Origin of the sequence: Hydrogenophaga palleronii NBRC 102513, from assembly GCF_001571225.1 — a bacterium.
Taxonomy (GTDB): domain Bacteria; phylum Pseudomonadota; class Gammaproteobacteria; order Burkholderiales; family Burkholderiaceae_C; genus Hydrogenophaga; species Hydrogenophaga palleronii.
On record NZ_BCTJ01000008.1, the window covers coordinates 103731 to 122765 of the forward strand.

13 protein-coding genes are annotated in these 19035 nt (G+C 68.5%); 6 read left to right on the plus strand and 7 right to left on the minus strand.

The window, feature by feature from the left end; all coding sequences use genetic code 11:
• Positions 1-55: 55 nt before the first annotated feature.
• The 3 genes from HPA01S_RS08240 to HPA01S_RS08245 form a co-directional block, all read right to left on the minus strand.
• Positions 56-610 carry a class I SAM-dependent methyltransferase gene (locus HPA01S_RS08240; RefSeq protein WP_066268682.1) on the minus strand — a complete coding sequence of 185 codons (555 nt, stop codon included), beginning with the start codon at positions 608-610 and terminating at the stop codon, positions 56-58.
• 121 nt (positions 611-731) lie between these two features.
• Entirely contained in the window at positions 732-860 is a 129-nt protein-coding gene (locus tag HPA01S_RS23710) for a hypothetical protein (RefSeq protein WP_281192931.1), read from the minus strand.
• Entirely contained in the window at positions 857-2098 is a 1242-nt protein-coding gene (locus HPA01S_RS08245) for an MFS transporter (RefSeq protein WP_066268687.1), read from the minus strand. The genes HPA01S_RS23710 and HPA01S_RS08245 overlap by 4 nt, the downstream gene beginning before the upstream one ends.
• A gap of 160 nt (positions 2099-2258) precedes the next feature.
• Here HPA01S_RS08245 and HPA01S_RS08250 point away from each other — a divergent pair, with 160 nt between their 5' ends.
• From HPA01S_RS08250 to HPA01S_RS08270, 5 genes are all read left to right on the plus strand, one after another.
• Positions 2259-4229, plus strand: a complete 1971-nt coding sequence (locus tag HPA01S_RS08250; protein WP_066268688.1) for a DNA topoisomerase IV subunit B — start codon at positions 2259-2261, stop codon at positions 4227-4229.
• Between the two features lie 118 nt (positions 4230-4347).
• Positions 4348-6696 (plus strand): DNA topoisomerase IV subunit A, encoded by a 2349-nt coding sequence (gene parC, locus HPA01S_RS08255; protein WP_066268691.1) that lies wholly within the window; start codon positions 4348-4350, stop codon positions 6694-6696.
• Between the two features lie 7 nt (positions 6697-6703).
• Positions 6704-7810 carry a DNA glycosylase AlkZ-like family protein gene (locus HPA01S_RS08260; RefSeq protein WP_066268693.1) on the plus strand — a complete coding sequence of 369 codons (1107 nt, stop codon included), beginning with the start codon at positions 6704-6706 and terminating at the stop codon, positions 7808-7810.
• Between the two features lie 151 nt (positions 7811-7961).
• On the plus strand, positions 7962-8219 hold the full coding sequence (locus tag HPA01S_RS08265; protein WP_066268697.1) for an SWIB/MDM2 domain-containing protein: 258 nt from the start codon (positions 7962-7964) through the stop codon (positions 8217-8219).
• Positions 8220-8329: 110 nt separating this feature from the next.
• Positions 8330-8512, plus strand: a complete 183-nt coding sequence (locus tag HPA01S_RS08270; RefSeq protein WP_066268699.1) for a hypothetical protein — start codon at positions 8330-8332, stop codon at positions 8510-8512.
• 92 nt (positions 8513-8604) lie between these two features.
• On the opposite strand, the gene HPA01S_RS08275 is transcribed toward HPA01S_RS08270, so the two are convergent.
• From HPA01S_RS08275 to HPA01S_RS08290, 4 genes are all read right to left on the minus strand, one after another.
• The gene (locus HPA01S_RS08275) at positions 8605-9075 is read right to left on the minus strand and encodes a RidA family protein (protein ID WP_066268701.1); all 471 of its coding nucleotides are present in this window, start codon (positions 9073-9075) and stop codon (positions 8605-8607) included.
• Between the two features lie 98 nt (positions 9076-9173).
• Positions 9174-10151 (minus strand): transglutaminase family protein, encoded by a 978-nt coding sequence (locus HPA01S_RS08280; RefSeq protein ID WP_066268703.1) that lies wholly within the window; start codon positions 10149-10151, stop codon positions 9174-9176.
• A gap of 1 nt (position 10152) precedes the next feature.
• Complete coding sequence (locus HPA01S_RS08285; protein WP_084360550.1) at positions 10153-12816, minus strand: circularly permuted type 2 ATP-grasp protein; 2664 nt, start codon at positions 12814-12816, stop codon at positions 10153-10155.
• A gap of 3 nt (positions 12817-12819) precedes the next feature.
• Positions 12820-16353 (minus strand): transglutaminase family protein, encoded by a 3534-nt coding sequence (locus tag HPA01S_RS08290; RefSeq protein WP_066268705.1) that lies wholly within the window; start codon positions 16351-16353, stop codon positions 12820-12822.
• A gap of 125 nt (positions 16354-16478) precedes the next feature.
• Here HPA01S_RS08290 and HPA01S_RS08295 point away from each other — a divergent pair, with 125 nt between their 5' ends.
• The gene (locus HPA01S_RS08295) at positions 16479-18983 is read left to right on the plus strand and encodes a DNA internalization-related competence protein ComEC/Rec2 (RefSeq protein ID WP_245638598.1); all 2505 of its coding nucleotides are present in this window, start codon (positions 16479-16481) and stop codon (positions 18981-18983) included.
• The last annotated feature ends 52 nt before the right edge of the window (positions 18984-19035 follow it).

Below are 19035 nucleotides of genomic sequence, written 5' to 3' on the forward strand. Positions count from 1 at the left end.
TATGCAGGGCGCCCACCCCAGGAGGGCGGGCCACGGCACACGCGAAGGGTGCATTCTACCCAGTGGCGTCCAGAGGAAACCGCGGGGGCGAGACGGGGGTGCCCGTGGGTTTTCGCACCGCCGCCAAGCGTTGCACGAAACGTTCGGGGCGGTCGCAGAAGCCGTCTTCGTACGCCACCACCTGCAGACCCTCGCTGGCGCGCAAAAGTTCGCCGGGCTGCAGCAGAAAGTCCGGGCGCGAGGGCTTGCCCACGCTTTCATTGCCGGCGGCGAAGGTCTCGTACAGCAGCACGCCGCCCTCGGCCACGCTTTGCACGATCACCGGCAGCAGCGGCCGCCAGAGGTAGTTGGTGACCAGCACCAGATCAAACCGCTCACCCTCGAACGGCCAGGGGCCGTTTTCGATGTCGGCCTGCACCGCACGGCCCCAGGATGCGACCGCCGCGATGGCCTCGGGCGAACGGTCCACGCCGGTGACGCGGTGCCCGCGTTGCGCGAACCAGCGCAGGTGGCGGCCATGGCCGCAGGCCACGTCGAGCACCGAACCGCCGGGTGGCACCAGGTGCGACCAGCGCTGCACCCAGGCAGAAATTGCTTCGGTACCGTGCATGTCAGTGCGCCTCCCGGCGCATGGCGTGTTTGTGTTCTGGAGCATCGTGGAACGGGATTTGGCGGGCTGCAGGTGCGGCCCCCATGTCGGGGGAGGGGTGCGAAAGGCGGTATGCCATACCTTAGAAGCAGCTCCAGAGCTGGTCGGCCAGGCTCACCAGGAAGTCCGGCCGGTTGTACAGGGCAAAGGTGGCCAGCAAGGCCAGCATCGCGGCGGACCAGGCCAGCGCGCGCACGGCCATCGGCTTCACGCTGCGGCTCCCACGCGCTGCGGCGCGCGCACGATGGGCGACTCGCGCACCGGCAGGTTGACCAGGCCGGCAAAGATGCCGAGTGCGATCGACAGGTACCAGACGATGTTGTAGCTGCCGGTCTGGTCGTAGAGCACGCCGCCCAGCCACACGCCGAGGAAGCTGCCGATCTGGTGGCTGAAGAAGATGAAACCGCCGAGCATGGACATGTGGGCCACGCCGAAGATCTGCGCCACCACCGCGTTGGTGGGCGGCACGGTGGAGAGCCACAGCACGCCCATCACGGCGGAGAACACGTACACGCTCATGGGCGACAGCGGCACCAGCAGGAAGACGGTGATGACGGCGGCGCGCGCGAAGTAGATGAAGGCCAGGATGTGGCGCTTGGCCAGGCGCTGGCCGAGCGCACCGGCGGCGTAGGTGCCGATCACGTTGAACAGGCCGATCAGCGCCAGCGCATAACTCGCCACCTGCGGCGACAGGCCGTTGTCCTTGAGGTAGCTGGGCATGTGCACGCCGATGAACACCACCTGGAAACCGCAGACGAAGTAACCCGCCATCAGCAACTGGAAGCTGCGGTAGCGGAAAGCCTCGCGCAGCGCCTGGCCGATGGTCTGCTCGCGCTGCACGGGCGCACCGCCGCCGAACCCGGGTTCGCGCAGGCCCATGGCCAGCGGCACGATCAGCAGCACCACCACACCCAGGATCAGCAGGGCCTGCTGCCAGCCGAAATCGCTGATCAGCCAGCCTTCTACCGGCACCATGAGGAACTGGCCGAACGAGCCCGCGGCCGCGGCCACGCCCATGGCCCAGGAGCGCTTCTCGGCCGGAATCTGGCGGCCGATCACGCCGTAGACCACGGCATAGGTGGTGCCTGCCTGGGCTGCGCCGATCAGCACGCCGGCGGTGAGCGCAAAGCTGAGTGGTGTGGTGGTCAGCGCCATGCCGGCCAGGCCCAGGCCGTACAACACGGCGCCGCCCACCAGCACGCGGGAGGCGCCGAAACGGTCGGCCACCATGCCGGCGAAGATGCCGAACACGCCCCAAGAGAGGTTCTGGATCGCCAGCGCAAAGGCGAAGTTCTCCCGCGTCCAGCCCTGCGCCTGCGTGATCGGCTGCAACCACAGCCCGAAGCCGTGGCGCACGCCCATCGACAGGGTGACGATCAGCGCACCGCACGCCAGCACCTGCAAGGCAGAGAGGCGGGGTGGGGAGGGGAGGGTGGGCGTCGAGGACATGCAGGAAATGTAGCGAAGATGAACAGCCCCTGCCTGTCCCGGGCGTGGCGGGGTGCCTTGATATTTTTCCGCGCCACTGATGAAGCGCGTGCATCGGGCACGGGTGGCGGTTGAAAAGTCTGTATTTGCATACAGTTCCCGGAGCATACAATCCGCCCCCATGGCGACCCAAACACCCAACGAATACTCCGAAGGCTCGATCCGCGTCCTCAAAGGGCTGGAGCCGGTCAAGCAGCGGCCGGGCATGTACACCCGCACCGACAACCCGCTGCACATCATCCAGGAAGTGCTGGACAACGCGGCCGACGAGGCCCTGGCCGGCTACGGCAAGAAGATCAAGGTCACGCTGCATGCCGACCATTCGGTGAGCGTGGAAGACGACGGCCGCGGCATCCCCTTCGGTCTGCACCCGGAAGAAAAGGCGCCGGTGGTCGAGCTGGTGTTCACCCGGCTGCACGCCGGTGGCAAGTTTGACAAGGGCAAGGGTGGCGCGTACAGCTTCTCGGGTGGCCTGCACGGCGTGGGCGTGAGCGTGACCAACGCGCTCTCCACCCGCCTGGAGGTGACCAGCTTCCGCGAAGGCCAGGTGGCGAAGCTGGCGTTTTCCGCTGGCGACGTGATCGAACCGCTGGCAGTGAGCAGCAAGGGCGAGGGCGACCGCAAGCAGGGCACCACCGTGCGCGCCTGGCCCGACGCAAAGTACTTCGAATCCGCCGCGCTGCCCATGGGCGAACTCACCCACCTGCTGCGCAGCAAGGCGGTGCTGATGCCCGGCGTGAGCGTGACGCTGGTGAACGAAAAGATCAAGGACACGCAGACTTGGCTCTACAAGGGCGGCCTGCGCGACTACCTGCAGCAGACGCTCAACGGCGAGCCGGTGATTCCGCTGTTTGAAGGTGAAGGCTTTGCCGACAGCGGGCACGACAGCTTCGCCGAAGGCGAGGGCGCGGCCTGGTGCGTTGCCTTCACCGAAGACGGCCAGCCGGTGCGCGAAAGCTATGTGAACCTGATCCCCACCAGCGCCGGCGGCACGCACGACAGCGGCCTGCGCGACGGCCTGTTCCAGGCGGTCAAGGGCTTCATCGAACTGCACGCCCTGCTGCCCAAGGGCGTGAAGCTGCTGCCCGAAGACGTGTTCGCGCGCGCCAGTTATGTGCTGAGCGCCAAGGTGCTCGACCCGCAGTTCCAGGGCCAGATCAAGGAGCGCCTGAACTCGCGCGACGCGGTGCGCCTGGTCGGCAGCTTCGTGCGTCCTGCGCTGGAGTTGTGGCTCAACCAGCACGTGGACTACGGCAAGAAACTGGCCGAGCTCGCCATCAAGGCCGCGCAGTCGCGCCAGAAGGCGGGCCAGAAGGTCGAGAAACGCAAGGGCTCCGGCGTGGCCGTGCTGCCCGGCAAGCTGACCGACTGCGAAAGCAAGGATGTGGCACACAACGAGGTGTTCCTGGTCGAGGGCGACTCGGCCGGCGGCAGCGCCAAGATGGGCCGCGACAAGGAAAGCCAGGCCGTGCTGCCCTTGCGCGGCAAGGTGCTCAACACCTGGGAGGTGGAACGCGACCGGCTGTTTGCCAACACCGAAATCCACGACATCTCGGTCGCCATCGGCGTCGATCCACACGGCCCGAACGACACGCCCGACCTGAGCGGCCTGCGCTACGGCAAGGTCTGCATCCTGTCTGACGCGGACGTGGACGGCTCGCACATCCAGGTGCTGCTGCTCACGCTGTTCTTCCGCCATTTCCCCAAACTTATCGAAACCGGCCACGTGTTCGTGGCGCGCCCGCCGCTGTTCCGTGTGGACATCCCCGCGCGTGGCAAGAAGCCGGCGGCCAAGCAGTACGCGCTCGACGAAGGCGAACTGCACGCCATCCTCGACAAGAGCGCCAAGGACGGCGTGGCGCCAGAGAAGTGCCAGATCAGCCGTTTCAAGGGCTTGGGCGAAATGAGCGCCGAACAGCTCTGGGACACCACCCTCAACCCCGACACCCGCCGCCTCATGCCGGTGGTGCTGGGCGCGATCGACTTTGCCGGCACCGAAGCCCTCATCACCAAGCTCATGGGCAAGGGCGAAGCCGCCTCGCGCCGCGAGCTGATGGAGCTGCACGGCGATTCGGTCGAGATCGACATCTAGCTGAACTCCCCCCGCGCCGCTTCGCGTCACCCCTCAGGGGCGACACTGGCAGACCGGCAGAGCCGGATCTGCGGTGTCCTTGACCGAATCGCCGCCTTGAACGAAGAACCGATTTGCCATGACTGAAACTCCTGAACTGCCGCTGTCCGCACCGGACGATGACGGCATGAACCTCGCCAACTACGCCCAGCGCGCCTACCTGGAGTACGCGCTCTCGGTCGTGAAGGGCCGCGCCCTGCCCGACGTCTGCGACGGCCAGAAGCCGGTGCAGCGCCGCATCCTCTACAGCATGGACCGCATGGGTCTGGGCTTCAGCGGGCCGAACCGCAACACCGCCGCGCGCCCGGTAAAGAGCGCGCGCGTGGTTGGTGACGTGCTGGGCCGCTTCCACCCGCACGGCGACCAGGCCGCCTACGACGCGCTGGTGCGCATGGCGCAGGACTTTGCCCAGCGTTACCCACTGATCGACGGCCAGGGCAACTTTGGCTCGCGCGACGGCGACGGCGCCGCGGCCATGCGATACACCGAAGCGCGGCTGGCCAAGATCACCACCCTGCTGCTCGACGAGATCGACGAAGGCACGGTGGACTTCGTGCCCAACTACGACGGCTCCACCGTCGAACCCAAACAACTGCCGGCGCGCCTGCCGTTCAACCTGCTCAACGGCGCGTCGGGCATTGCCGTGGGCCTAGCGACCGAAATCCCCAGCCACAACCTGCGCGAAGTGGCCGACGCCTGCGTGGCGCTGGTGAAGAACCCCAAGCTCACCGACGAGGAACTGCTCGCCATCCTGCCCGGGCCCGACTACCCCGGTGGCGGCCAGATCATCAGCCCGGCCGGCGACATTGCCGACGCCTACCGCAGCGGCCGCGGCAGCCTCAAGGTGCGGGCGCGCTGGAAGATCGAAGACCTCGCACGCGGCCAGTGGCAACTGGTGGTGAACGAGTTGCCGCCCGGCGTGAGCACGCAGCGCGTGCTGGAAGAAATCGAGGAACTCACCAACCCCAAGGTGAAGGCCGGCAAGAAGGCGCTCACGCAAGACCAGACCCAGCTCAAGGCCAGCATCCTGATGGTGCTCGACGGCGTGCGCGACGAGTCCAGCAAGGACGCGCCGGTGCGCCTGGTGTTCGAGCCCAAGAGCAGCCGCATCGAGCAGCAGGAACTCATCACCACGCTGCTGGCCCACACCAGCCTGGAAACCTCGGCACCGATCAACCTCACCATGGTGGGGCTGGACGGCCGGCCGACGCAGAAGTCGCTGCGCCTGATGCTCACCGAGTGGATCGCGTTCCGCCAGGGCACCATCACCCGCCGTTCGCAGCACCGCCTGAACAAGGTGCTCGACCGCATCCACATCCTCGAAGGCCGGCAGTTGGTGCTGCTCAACATCGACGAGGTGATCCGCATCATCCGCCACAGCGACGAGCCCAAGCCCGCGCTGATCGAGGCCTTCAAGCTCAGCGACCGCCAGGCCGAGGACATTCTTGAAATCCGCCTGCGCCAGCTGGCGCGGCTCGAAGCCATCAAGATCGAGCAGGAGCTGAAGGAACTGCGCGAAGAGCAGGGCAAGCTGGAAGACATCCTGGCCAACCCGGGCAGCTTGAAGCGCCTGATGGTGAGAGAGATCGAAGCCGACGCCAAGACCTTCGCCGACCCGCGCCGCACGCTGATCCAGGCCGAGAAGAAGGCTGTGGCCGAAATCAAGGTGGTGGACGAACCGGTGACGGTGGTGATCTCCAGCAAAGGCTGGGTGCGCGCGCGCACCGGCCACGGCCACGAGAAGGCCAGCTTCGCCTTCAAGGCCGGCGACGGCCTGTACGGCACCTTCGAGTGCCGCACGGTGGACACGCTCATCACCTTCGGCAGCAACGGCCGCGTCTACTCGGTGCCGGTGGCCAGCCTGCCGGGTGCGCGCGGCGACGGCCAGCCCATCACCACGCTGATCGAGCTGGAAAGCGGCACGCAGCCGCTGCACTACTTCGCCGGCCCGGCCCATGCGGCGCTGCTGCTGGCGGGTTCGGGTGGTTACGGCTTCCTGGCCACGGTGGAGAACATGACCACGCGCCAGCGCGGCGGCAAGACCTTCCTCAACCTGGGCGAGGGCGAAACGCCGTGTGCACCGTCGCACGCCGCCTTCACCTCGGGTGGCACGCCGCTGGCGCCGGCCACGCACGTCTGCTGTGCCTCCACCGGCGGGCGCATCCTCACCTTCGAAATCAGCGAACTCAAGCAGATGGAGAAGGGTGGCCGCGGCCTGCTGTTGATCGACCTGGAAGCGAAAGACACGCTCGCCGGTGCAGCCGCCTACACGCGCAGCGTGAAGATCGAAGGCATCGGCCGCGGCGGCAAGGAGCGCGACGAAACGCTGGAGATTCGCAGCCTGAACAACGCGCGGGCCGCGCGTGCCCGCAAGGGCAAGGCGGCCGACCTGGGCTTCAAGCCCAACCGCATCACGCGGGTCGAGTAGCGCAAGCATGGCGCGCTCGCCGACGCTCGACGAGCTGCGCCGCTACGCCATCGCACGCAGCCTGTTCAAGCCGGTCACGTTGCCGGCGGCGATCCGCCGCCTCGGCTTCGTGCAGGCCGACCCGATGCGCGCACCCGCGCGGGCGCAAGACCTGATCCTGCGTTGCCGGGTACAGGGTTACCGCGCCGGTGACCTGGAGCGCCGCTACGAGCGCCTGGGCATAGAGGAAGACGCCTTCGTCAACTACGGCTTCGTCTCGCGCGACACACTGGCCCTGCTGCACCCGCGCACGCCACGCCGCGCCTGGGACGCAGCCACCACCGCCCGCGCGCAGGAGCTGCTGGCCTTCGTGCGCGAGCGCGGCCCGGTGCACCCACGCGAAGCGGGCGAGGCCTTTGCCCACCACGGTCGCGTGGCGGGTTATTGGGGCGGTGAGCTCAACGCCAGCACCCGGCTGCTAGAGCAGATGCACCACCACGGCTGGCTGCGGGTGCGCCGGCGCGAGGCCGGCACGCGCGTGTACGAGGCCGTCACCCACGTTCAGCAGGACAACGACCCCGCCGCACGCCGCGCACGCGCCGAAGCCCTGGTGGACCTCATCGTGGCCCTGTACGCACCCTTGCCCGCACCCAGCCTGGGTTACCTCGTCACCCTGCTGCGGTATGGAGCGCCCGGCCTGGCGGTGGAGGCGCGCGAGGTGGCCAAGGCCGCGCGCTCGCGCTATGGGCACGCGGACATCGACGGCACCTGCTGGTACTGGCCCGCGCACGAGAACCCGGTCTCGCGCCGCCACCAGGCCGGCGAGGGCGTGCAGCTGCTGGCGCCGTTCGACCCGGTGGTGTGGGACCGTCGCCGCTTCGAGATGCTGTGGGGCTGGGCCTACCGCTTCGAGGCCTATGTGCCGGCCGCGAAACGCACCATGGGCCACTACGCCTTGCCGGTGCTGTGGGGCGAGCAGATGGTGGGCTGGGCCAACCTGCGCATGGAGCGCGGCCGGCTGACCCATCAGCTGGGTTTTGCCGATGCCCGCCCACGCGATGCGGGCTTTCGCCACGCGCTGGATGAAGAGCTGGCGCGGTTTGAAATCTTCCTCTCGCAGGCCCCGGCGACCTGAAAACCTGGCCGCTGCATCGCATGCATCACAGAACAAAGCAGCACCTTCGGCAAGGCCCGGGAATCCGGTCACGGAAGGGCCCCAGACGCCTCGTTACCAAATGACACGGCCGGACTGCCTAGAATCCGGGGTTTTAACCAGCAAGGCTCAGATGACTACCGAAAAGAAACAAACCGCATTCAACCGTGCCCTCAAGCCCAGCGCCGAGCTGGCCGCTGTGATCGGCGCGACGCCACAACCCCGCACCGAAGTTGTGAAACTGATGTGGGAGTACATCAAGGCCAACAACCTGCAGAACCCGAAGAACAAGCGCAACATCCTGGCCGACGCCAAGCTCAAGGCGGTCTTCGGCAAGGACGAAGTCACCATGTTCGAGATGACCGGCCTGGTGGGCAAACACCTGAGCTGAGGCCAGACCGCGGGGCGGCCCGGCCCCCGTGACCAGCCGCCGTGCGGCCCACACGCCTGTGTTGCGCGATGGGCCTCAACATCAATTGAAATCAAGCAGGTGGATGGACGATGGAAAACGGCGAATGGACCGGCGTGGTGATTGCGGCCGTGCTCGCGCTGTTGACTTTTGGCGTGACGCGTTTTGTGGTGCGCCGCATCACGAGCCGTCGTGTGGCCAAACAGCAGGCGGTGGAGCAGGCGCAGCAGAGCCGCCAGGTGCGGCGCGCGCAGGAACGGGCCCGCAAGAAATGAGCAGCGACTGGCTGCAGGGGCAGTGCCCCGCACCATGAAAAAGAGGCCGCTGTTGCGGCCTCTTTTTTTGATGGGTCGGCGAACGCGAAGGCTCAGGCCAGTTCGGCGATCAATTCGATTTCCACGCAGGCACCCAGGGGCAACTGCGCCACGCCGAAGGCGCTGCGGGCATGTGCGCCCACGGTGCTGCCGAACACCTCGCCCAGCAGCTCGCTGCAGCCATTGGTGACCAGGTGCTGCTCGGTGTAGCTGGCGGTGGAGTTCACCAGGCTGAGCACCTTCACGATGCGCTTGACGCCGTTGAGGTCGGTGCCGGCGGCCTTGCAGGCCGCGTCCAGCGTGCCCAGCAGGTCGACCGCTACCGCGCGTGCGGCGGGCTTGGCTTCGTCGGTGGTCATGGTCAGGCCCAGTTGGCCAACCCAGGGCTTGCCGTCCTGGCGTGCGATGTGGCCACTCAGGAAGATCAGTTTGCCGGTCTGCACGAAGGGCACGTAGGCGGCGGCGGGCACGGCCACGGGCGGCAGGGTGATGCCGAGTTGGTTCAGCTTGTCGTAGATGCTCATGGGGGCTCCTGAAGGTCCTGAAGAATGAGCGGCCCATTCTATCGACGGGCCCGCACTGCAGCGCCGGTGCGGCGAGCCGCGGCGCAGGGCTGCCGCGTTCAGGCGTCCTCAACCGCTTCGAGCTGGCCCAGTTCGTCCGGCGGCGCCACTGTCACCGCCACGTCCAGGCTGTGCCGTGCGCCGCTCTGGATCACGCCGCGCATGGGCGAGACGTCGCCGAAATCGCGGCCGGTGGCCAGCGCCACGTAGTCTTCTCCCGGGCTGCCGCGGCCGCAGCGGTTGTTGGTCGGGTCGAAGTCGAACCAGGTGCCGGCGGCGGCCGTCGGCTGGCCGTCGGGCCCCTGGTTGCCCTGGCCCGGCAGCGGCACGTACACCGACACCCAGGCGTGTGAAGCGTCGGCACCGATCAAACGCGCTTTGCCGGGTGGCGGGCGCGTGAGCAGGTAACCGCTGACGTAACGCGCCGGCAGGCCCAGCGTGCGCAGGCAGCCCAGCATGATGTGGGCGAAGTCCTGGCACACGCCCTTGCCCTGCTGCAGTGCGTCCAGCGCCGGGGTGTTGACCTCGGTGCTCTCGCTCTCGTAAACGAGTTCGGTGTGGATGCGTTCCATCAGCGCGCGCACGGCGTCCAGCGCCGGCAGGCCGGGCTTGAAGGCCGGGCGTGCGAAGGCCGCAAAGGCGTCGTCGCGTGGCACAAAGGGCGAGGCGTAGAGGAATTCGCTGGCGGCGTCGAACGGCGCCCGGGCGTGGTAACGGAAGTGTTCGCGCACGCGCTCCCAACCGATGCCGCGCCAGGTCTGGCTTTCGGGCAGGGGCTGCGGGGCTTGCGTCTGCACCAGGCTGTCGGCCTCCACCGTGAGCACGCGGTGGGTGGACTGCAGCGAGAAGAAGGTGCGCTGGTTGCCAAACACGTCCGTGGTCTCGCTGCGCGCGGCCGGGGTGGGGCTGATGCGCAGCTCGTGGTGCAGCACCTGTTGCGTGACCGTGTCCACCGGCTGCAGGTGCACCATGTGTTGCGCCATGTCGATGGCGCCGTGGTACCGGTAGCGGGTGCGGTGCAGGATGCGAAGGCGCATGTCAGGCCCTGAGCGACTGGTTGCCGCGGTCGGCGTGGCTGAAGTGCAGCCGAGTGATCTCGTCGGAGACGTGCACCGCGGCGTCTTCGCAATCGTCAAGCAGGGCGGCGAGGTCGCTCCAGGTGCGCAGGCCTTCGGGGCTGCGCTGCCAGTTGCTCAGGTCGGTGAGTTGCCAGGCCGCGGGGTCGGGCAGGCCTTGCGCCAGCACGGCGTCTTGCGGCGTGGTGCTGGTCGCCAGCTTGGCCAGGCGCGAGCGCAGTGTCTGCAGCACCCAGGCGAGCGAGCGCGGGTTGTCGTGGTCCATCACCAGCAGGTCGATCAGCGCCACCATGTCGCGCCGCTGCTGGTAACGGGCGTGGAAGGTGATGGTGCTGTCGAACAGGGCCACCACGGCTTCGAAGCCGGCGGCGTCGTGCAGGCAGCCGTGTTCGAGCGCCAGCGAGAGCGCGCGAGAGAGCGTGATCAGGCGCTCGATGTGGCGGCCCATGGAGAGCAGGCGCCAGCCGTCGTCGCGCACCATGCGGTCGGTCTGTGAGCCGGTGATGGCGGCCAGCAGTTCGCTGGCGTTCTGCAGCGCCACGATGGCTTCGGCGGTGGTGTATTCGGCGTCGGTGGAGAGTGCGGCGCAACTGCGCGCGAAGCTGGCCTCGGTGCGTTCGATCAGGTGCCAGTGTTCCCGCGACAGGCGTTCGCGCACCTGCGATGCCGCGGCCTTCAGGGCGCGCAGGTTGAAGCCCACGCTGTGCGACTGTGCCGCCATCGGGTCGCTGGCGGGCGGGCAGAGAGCGGCGATCAGGCTGCGTGCGAACACCCGCGGCGAGAGTTGGGCGGTGGGCGCGTCGGCCAGCACCAGGGCGTTTTCGCGCGCCATGCCCGACATCCAGGCCATCAGCGCGCGCGAGCTGGGCTCTTCGCCGCCCATGTGGTTCAACACGATCTGCGCCAGGCGGATGCTGTTTTCTGCGCGTTCGGTGTAGCGGCCGAGCCAGAACAGGTTTTCGGCGGCGCGGCTGGTCACCGGCCACCGCTGCTGCGCCAGCGCCAGCGTGCTGGGTGCGGCGTCGAGCAGGCTGGTGTGGTCCACCGGCCCTTCGGTGAGCACCCAGCAGTCGGCGCTGCTGCCGCCGCGCTGCATGGCCGCGATGAGTTCACCACGCGGCGCCAGCCGCACCAGGCCACCGGGCAGGATGCGCCAGGACTGCGGGCCGTCGGCCAGTGCGAACACGCGCAGCATGGCCGAGCGTGGCATCAGGCGTTCGCCGCTCCAGGTGGGGGTTTGCGACAGCGGCAGCCAGGACTGCACGGTGTAGTCGTCGGGGTGGCGCGCCATGCGGCCCGACCACTCGTCGAGTTCGCGCTCGCTCAGGCTCTGGCCCATCACCGTTTCCAGGCCCGAGCGCGGGTAGGTGGGTTTGATCACGCTGTCCTTGAGCAGCGGCAACACCTCACGCAGCGCTGCGTCTTCGCCGCACCACCAGGTGGCTAGCGAGGGCAGGGCCAGCTCTTCGCCCAGCAGGTGGCGGCTGATGGCGGGCAGGAAGCCGAGCAACGCGCTCGACTCCAGCGGCGCCGAACCCGGCGCGTTGGCCAGCAGAAGGTTGCCGGCGCGCAGCACCTGCAGCAGGCCGGGCACGCCCAGGCGCGAATCGGAGCGCAGTTCCAGCGGGTCCAGCCACTCGTCGTCCAGGCGCTTGATCAGCGCGTGCACAGGCTCCAGGCCGTCGAGCGTCTTGAGGAACAGGCGCTGGTCGCGCACCGTGAGGTCGTTGCCTTCGACCAGGGTGAGGCCGAGGTAACGCGCCAGGTAGGCGTGTTCAAAGTAGGTTTCGTTGTACGGGCCGGGGGTGAGCAGCGCGATGCGCGCGTGTTCGCCCTCGGGTGCCATGCGCTTGATGCCGTCCATCAGTGCGCGGTAGCTGGCCGCCAGGCGCTGCACCTTCATGCCGGCGAAGGCCTTGGGGAACTGCCGGCCGATGGCGATGCGGTTTTCCAGCAGGTAACCCAGGCCGGAAGGCGCCTGCGTGCGCTGGCCGACCACCCACCAGCGGCCGTCCGGGCCCTGGGCGAGATCGAAGCCGACGATGTGCAGCCAGGTGTCGCCGGGCGGGCGCACGCCCTGCATGGCGCGCAGGTAACCGGGGTGGCCCTGCACCAGCGCGGCGGGCAGCAGGGCGCGCTTGAGCAGTTCGCGCTCGCCGTACAGGTCGGCCATCATGGCGTTGAGCAGGCGCGCGCGCTGCAGCACGCCGGTTTCGATCTGCGCCCAGTCTTTCGGGCCGATGAGCTTGGGGAACAGGTCCAGTGCCCAGGGCCGTTCCAGGCCGCTGTCGGCGTTGGCGTAGACGTTGTAGGTGACGCCGTTGTCGCGCACCTGGCGCTGCAGGTTGTCGGCGCGGCGGTTCAGTTCGGTAAAACCGTCGGTGCCGATGTGCTCGAAGAAGCTGCTCCAGGTGGGCGAGAGCGCATCGGCATCGGGACGGCCGCCGGCGCGCAACTCGTCGCGGTGGCCGGGGTCGGCCGGCACCGAAAGCGACAGCGCCCAGTCACCGGGCGACTCGGGGTGCAGACCGGCAAAAAGAGAGTCTTCTGGATCGGGATTCACGGGGCCCAAGTATGCCCGTTGGCCCGCACGCGGCCCCGCGTCACCGGGGTCGCCGCGTTGCATCGGTCACGCCGCGCCGCGTGGCGCACGCCCCACCGCTCGCAGGTCCAGGGTGCAGGGGAACTCGCGGCTGCTGCTGGCCGGGGCCACGTCCATGCGGCCGGGTGTGTGGCCCATCTGGAAAAAGCGCGACAGGCGCCGGCTCTCGGCCTCGTAGGCGTTGATCGGGAAGGTGTCGTAGTTGCGCCCGCCCGGGTGGGCCACGTGGTATTGGCAGCCGCCCATGGAGCGCTTGAGCCAGGTGTCGACGATGTCGAAGGTCAATGGCGCGTGCGCAGGAATCGACGGGTGCAGCGCCGACGGCGGGCTCCAGGCCTTGTAGCGCACGCCGGCCACGTACTCGCCCACGGTGCCGGTGCTGTGCAGCGGGATGGCATGGCCGTTGCAGGTGATCACGTGGCGGCTGTCGTTGAAGCCGCTCACGCGCACCTCGATGCGTTCCAGCGACGAGTCCACATACCGCACGGTGCCACCGATCGCGCCTTCTTCGCCCATCACGTGCCAGGGTTCGAGCGCGCTGCGCAGGGTGAGCTCGATGCCACGCGCCTGCACCTGGCCGACCAGCGGGAAACGGAACTCGAAGTGCGGCTCGAACCAGGCCATGTCGAAGGTGTAGCCGAAGTCGGCAAGGTCGGACAGCACGTCTTCGAAGTCGGTGCGCACGAAGGTCGGCAGCAGCAGGCGGTCGTGCAGCTCGGTGCCCCAGCGCGTGAGGCGGCCGTGCCAGGGCTGTTGCCAGAAGCGCGACACCAGGGCGCGCAGCAGCAGCTGTTGCGCGATGCTCATGCGCGCGTGCGGCGGCATCTCGAAGGCACGCAGCTCCAGCAGGCCGAGGCGGCCGGTGGGTGAGTCGGGCGAGAACAGCTTGTCGATGCAGAACTCGCTGCGGTGGGTGTTGCCGGTGACGTCGATCAGGATGTTGCGCAGCGTGCGGTCCACCATCCAGGGCGGCATGTCTTCGCCGTAGGTCTTGCGGTTCTGCTCGATCTGCGAGAGCGCGATCTCCAGCTCGTACAACTGGTCGTTGCGCGCCTCGTCCACGCGCGGCGCCTGGCTGGTCGGGCCGATGAACAGGCCGCTGAACAGGTAGGACAGCGAAGGGTGGTTGTGCCAGTAGGCCAGCAGGCTGCCAAGCAGCTCGGGCTTGCGCAGGAAGGGCGAGTCGGCCGGTGTGGCGCCCCCCATCACGAAGTGGTTGCCGCCCCCGGTGCCGGTGTGGCGGCCGTCGGTCATGAACTTCTCGGCGCACAGGCGCGTCTGGTGCGCGGCCTCGTAGAGGAATTCGGTGTGCTCCACCAGTTCGCCCCAGTTCTTCGCCGGGTGGATGTTGACCTCGATCACACCCGGGTCGGGTGTGACCTGCAGCATCTTCAGGCGGGGGTCGCGCGGGGGTGGGTAGCCTTCGAGCACGATGCGCACGCCCAGCTTCTCGGCCGTGGCTTCCACCGCGGCGAGCAGGTCGAGGTAGTCCTCCAGCAGCGCCATCGGCGGCATGAAGATGTAGAGGTGGTGGTTCTTGCCACCGCCGGCCTTCTCGGCCTTGGGGCCGTTGGCGCGGTGCGGGTCGCGTGCTTCCACGCACAGCGCGGTGCGCGTGAGCCAGGCGGCCGACTCCTCGCGCTGCGGGAAGCGCGCGGCCAGGGCCTGCACCGGTGCCGCGCCCGGGCCGGGCTGGCCGGGGCGCAGGCCTTCCACGGTTTCGGCGTCGGGGTCGAAGTCCGTGCCCTGCAGCGCCACCGTGCCACCACCGGCAAAACCACCACCCACCTGGTGCGGCGACACCTGGCGCTTGAGCGCGGCGCCACGCGGCAGCGGGTCGCGCGCGGAGTGTGGGTCTTGTTCGATGTGGTACGGATAGTCGGCCGCCGAGACCCAGGGCAGCGAATCCAGCGGCAGCCGATAGCCCATGGGCGAGTCGCCTGGCACCAGGTACATGCGCTCGTCGCGCAGGAACCAGGGGCCGGTGGACCACACCGTGCCCGAGATGCGCGGATAACCGCTCTTGCCGTTGCTCGACAGCGCGCCGTTCTGGCCCGCGGCCTGCAGTGGCAGCACATAACCCACGGTGCTCTCCAGTCCCTGGCTGAAGACGCGGCGCAGGCGCGCGCGTTCCAGTTCGTCGTCGAGCTTGCTGTCGAACGGGTCTACGTTCACCGGCAGGCGGCGTTCGCGCCAGAGGTAGTACCAGGTGTCCTCGAAGCCGGGCGTGATGTACTGCGTCGACAGGCCGAGCTTGCGTGCCAATGCTTGTGTGAAGCGGCGCGCGTCGTCGCTGGTGTAGTGCGCCTCGTCGCGCTCGTCGGCCAGCAGGGCGGGGTTGTGCCAGACGGGTTCGCCGTCGGTGCGCCAGAACAGGGACAGCGCCCAGCGCGGCAGCTGCTCACCGGGGTACCACTTGCCCTGGCCCATGTGCACGAAACCACCGGCGCCGTACTCGGCGCGCAGGCGGTCGAGCAGCTCGGTGGCGTAGCCGCGTTTGGTGGGGCCCAGGGCGTCGGTGTTCCATTCGCCGGCGTCGCGGTCGCTGGTGGCGACGAAGGTCGGTTCGCCGCCCATGGTCAGGCGCACGTCGTGCCGTTCAAGGTCGGCATCGACCCGATCACCCAGCGCCAGCACGCCGGCCCACTGGTCTTCGGTGTAGGGGCTGGTGACGCGCGGCGATTCGTAGATGCGCGTCACGCCCATGTGGTGGCTGAATTCCACCTCGCACGGGTCCATCGCACCTTCCACCGGCGCGGCGCTGGAGGGCTGCGGCGTGCAGGCCAGTGGCACATGGCCTTCGCCGGCGAGCAGGCCGGAGGTCGGGTCCAGGCCGATCCAGCCGGCACCGGGCAGGAACACCTCGCACCAGGCGTGCAGGTCGGTGAAGTCTTTCTCGGGCCCGTTCGGGCCGTCCACCGATTTCACATCGGCGGTGAGCTGGATCAGGTAGCCCGAGACGAAGCGCGCGGCCAGGCCCAGGTGGCGCAGGATCTGCACCAGCAGCCAGCCGCTGTCGCGGCAGGAGCCGCTCTTGAGCTTGAGCGTGTCTTCCGGCGTCTGCACGCCGGGCTCCATGCGGATGGTGTAGGCGATGTCGCGCTGCAGCCGCTGGTTGATCTCGACCAGGAAGTCAATGGTGCGGCGCTGCTTGCGGTCCACTGCGTCCACGTATTGTTTGAGCAGCGGCGTCAGCGGTTCGGTGGCGAGGTAGGGCGCGAGGTCCTTGGTCTGTGCGTCGTCGTAGCCGAACGGAAAGTTCTCGGCCTCGGGTTCGAGGAAAAAGTCGAACGGGTTGTAGACCGCCATCTCGACCACCAGGTCGATCGTCACCTTGAACTCGGTGGTCGGCTCGGGGAACACCAGGCGCGCCTGGTAGTTGGCGAAGGGGTCCTGCTGCCAGTTGATGAAGTGGTTGCCCGGCTCGATGCGCTGCGAGTACGACAGCACCTTGGTGCGGCTGTGAGGCGCGGGCCTCAGCCGCACCACTTGTGGCCCCAGCTTGACCAGGCGGTCGTACCGATAATGGGTGATGTGGCTCAGGGCGACATGGATGGCCATAACGAGAGACTTTCCAGGGAGGAGGGGTCAACAATGGATCCGCAGGCAAAAAAGCCTTTGCCGGGGCGGCTTGCAACCATGCTAGCAAGTCTTGCGCCACGGCTGCGTGACAAGGCAGCGAAGCCGTGCTGCGCGGTCTGATCATGCGCCATGGCGGCACCGCCGTGTTGCTGGGCTGGGTGGCGGGGGTGGCGCTGCAGTTGCAGCAGCCGGCCCTGTGGGGCCTGGGAATCTATCTGGCTCTGCTGGCGCTGGCCGGCTTCATGGCGCTGGGCGTGGCGTTCATGCGTGTGCCCGGCACGCTGTCCGGCTGGCGCTGCCTGGTGCTTGTGCTGCTGGGTGCGCTCACTGGTTTTGGCCTCACGGGCGCGCGTGCCGCGCACTTTGTCGCCGACGCGCTGAACCCGGCGCTGGAGGGCGCCAGCCTGCAGGTGACGGGGCGCATTGCCTCCCTGCCGCAGCACAGCGCGCAAGACCAGCGCTTCGAATTTCAGGTGGAGTCGGCGGCCACGCTGGCAGGCGAGGCGGTGCACCTGCCGCCGCGCCTGCAGCTGGGCTGGTACGGCCAGGGCAACGCCTGGAACAATGCCGACAGCAGCCACGCGGCGCGCAGCAACCCGGCCGTGCGCGCCGGTGAACGCTGGCGCTTCACCGTGCGCTTGCGCCAGCCGCATGGCAACAGCAACCCGCATGGTTTCGACCGCGAGCGCTGGCTCTGGGAGCAAGGCATCCAGGCCACGGGTTATGTGCGCAACGGCCCACGTGATCCGGCGCCGCAGCGGCTCGGGGCCACGCTCTGGCACCCGCTGGACAGCCTGCGCCAGAGCGTGGCGGAACGCATCGAGACGCGGGTGGCACCACACGATCCGCGCAGCGCGGGTGTGCTGAGTGCGCTGGTGGTGGGAGACCAGGGTGCCATCGAACGCACCGACTGGGACCTGTTCCGCACCACAGGCGTGGCCCACCTTGTCAGTATTTCAGGATTGCACGTCACCCTGTTCGCCTGGCTCGCGACCTTGCTCGTGGGCGCGCTCTGGCGGCGCCTGGCTTTTCTCCGGCCGGGTGCGCTGCTGGCACTGCCGGCACCCTGGGCCGCCGGCATCGGCGGTGTGGCGCTGGCATTGGCCTACGCGCTGTTCTCGGGCTGGGGCGTGCCGGCGCAACGCACGGTGCTGATGCTGGCCGTGGTGGTGGGCTTGCGCCTGTCGGTGCGGCACTGGCCCTGGCCGCAGGTCTGGCTGCTGGCGCTGGCGGTGGTCTTGTTGCTCGATCCCTGGGCGCTGATGCAGGCCGGCTTCTGGCTCAGCTTTGTGGCGGTGGCCATCCTGTTCGCCACCGACCCCGGCCGTTCAACACAAGTGACGGGTGACCCGGTGCGCTGGACGCAGCGTGGCAGCACGGCCGTGCTGGGCCTGCTGCGTGAGCAGGGCGTGGTCACGGTGGCATTGGCGCCGCTGACGCTGTTGCTGTTCGGCCAGTTCTCGGTGGTCGGCCTGCTGGCCAACCTGGTGGCCATTCCCTGGGTGACCTTGCTGGTGACACCACTGGCCTTGTTGGGTGTGTTGCTGCCGCCGCTGTGGGACGCAGCGGCCTGGGCGGTGCAGCTGTTGTCGGGCGTTTTGCAGTGGCTGGCGCAATGGCCGTGGGCGGCGCTGTTCCGGCCGGTGGCGCCACTGCCGCTGGCCGTCGCCGCCGTGCTGGGCGCGGCGCTGCTGGTGTTGCGCCTGCCCTGGGTGCTGCGCCTGTCGGGCCTGCTGCTGGTGTGGCCGGCCTTGTTGTACACGCCGCCGCGCCCGATGCCGGGCCAGTTCGAGTTGATCGCACTGGACGTGGGGCAGGGCAGTGCCGTGCTGCTGCGCACCGCCACGCACAGCCTGCTGTACGACACAGGGCCGCGTTACGGGCCTGCGCCCGACGCCAGCGACGCCGGAGACCGTGTGGTGCTGCCGTTGTTGCGTGCGCTGGACGAGCGGCTCGATGCGGTGGTGGTGAGCCACCGCGACAGCGACCATTCGGGCGGGGCGGCGGCGGTGCAGGCCGCGATGCCGCAGGCACGCTGGTGGTCGTCTTACGACGCCGACCCGGCGCGCCGCTGCGTGGCGGGCCAGCGCTGGCAATGGGACGGGGTGGACTTCGAGGTGCTGCATCCGCAACCCGATCACTACAACGAAGAGGGCCAGGGCAGGCTCTCCAGCAACGCCATGTCGTGCGTGCTGCGGGTGGCGAACGGCGCGCACAGCGCCTGGTTGGGCGGTGACATCGATGCGGCACAAGAGACCCGCCTGGCGATGGCGCGCCCCGATCTGCGTGCCACCGTCATGCTCGCGCCACACCACGGCAGCAAGACCTCCAGCAGCCCGGTGCTGCTCAACACCTTGCAACCGCAGTGGGTGATCGTGCAGTCGGGTTACCGCAACCGCTTCAACCACCCGGCGCCCACGGTGCTGGAGCGGTATGCGCAGCGCGGCATTCCGTGGGTGAATTCACCCGATTGCGGCGCCGCCACTTGGCGCAGCGCCGAGCCCGGCAACGTGCACTGCCGGCGCGAGCTGGACCCGCGCTACTGGCAGTACCGGGCGGCAGGCCCGGCCGCCGCCGCTGCCAATACGGCAACGTTGGCCGCACCCTGAGATACGCGCGGGTGGTGCGCTGGGGCCTTCGCGAGCCTCTTCAACGCCAACG

Coding starts and splice junctions, on each gene's coding strand:
- HPA01S_RS08240 (WP_066268682.1), bottom strand. CDS start 610: ATGCACGGTACCGAAGCAATTTCTGCCTGGGTGCAGCGCTGGTCGCAC.
- HPA01S_RS08245 (WP_066268687.1), bottom strand. CDS start 2,098: ATGTCCTCGACGCCCACCCTCCCCTCCCCACCCCGCCTCTCTGCCTTG.
- HPA01S_RS08250 (WP_066268688.1), top strand. CDS start 2,259: ATGGCGACCCAAACACCCAACGAATACTCCGAAGGCTCGATCCGCGTC.
- parC (WP_066268691.1), top strand. CDS start 4,348: ATGACTGAAACTCCTGAACTGCCGCTGTCCGCACCGGACGATGACGGC.
- HPA01S_RS08260 (WP_066268693.1), top strand. CDS start 6,704: ATGGCGCGCTCGCCGACGCTCGACGAGCTGCGCCGCTACGCCATCGCA.
- HPA01S_RS08265 (WP_066268697.1), top strand. CDS start 7,962: ATGACTACCGAAAAGAAACAAACCGCATTCAACCGTGCCCTCAAGCCC.
- HPA01S_RS08270 (WP_066268699.1), top strand. CDS start 8,330: ATGGAAAACGGCGAATGGACCGGCGTGGTGATTGCGGCCGTGCTCGCG.
- HPA01S_RS08275 (WP_066268701.1), bottom strand. CDS start 9,075: ATGAGCATCTACGACAAGCTGAACCAACTCGGCATCACCCTGCCGCCC.
- HPA01S_RS08280 (WP_066268703.1), bottom strand. CDS start 10,151: ATGCGCCTTCGCATCCTGCACCGCACCCGCTACCGGTACCACGGCGCC.
- HPA01S_RS08285 (WP_084360550.1), bottom strand. CDS start 12,816: ATGCAACGCGGCGACCCCGGTGACGCGGGGCCGCGTGCGGGCCAACGG.
- HPA01S_RS08290 (WP_066268705.1), bottom strand. CDS start 16,353: ATGGCCATCCATGTCGCCCTGAGCCACATCACCCATTATCGGTACGAC.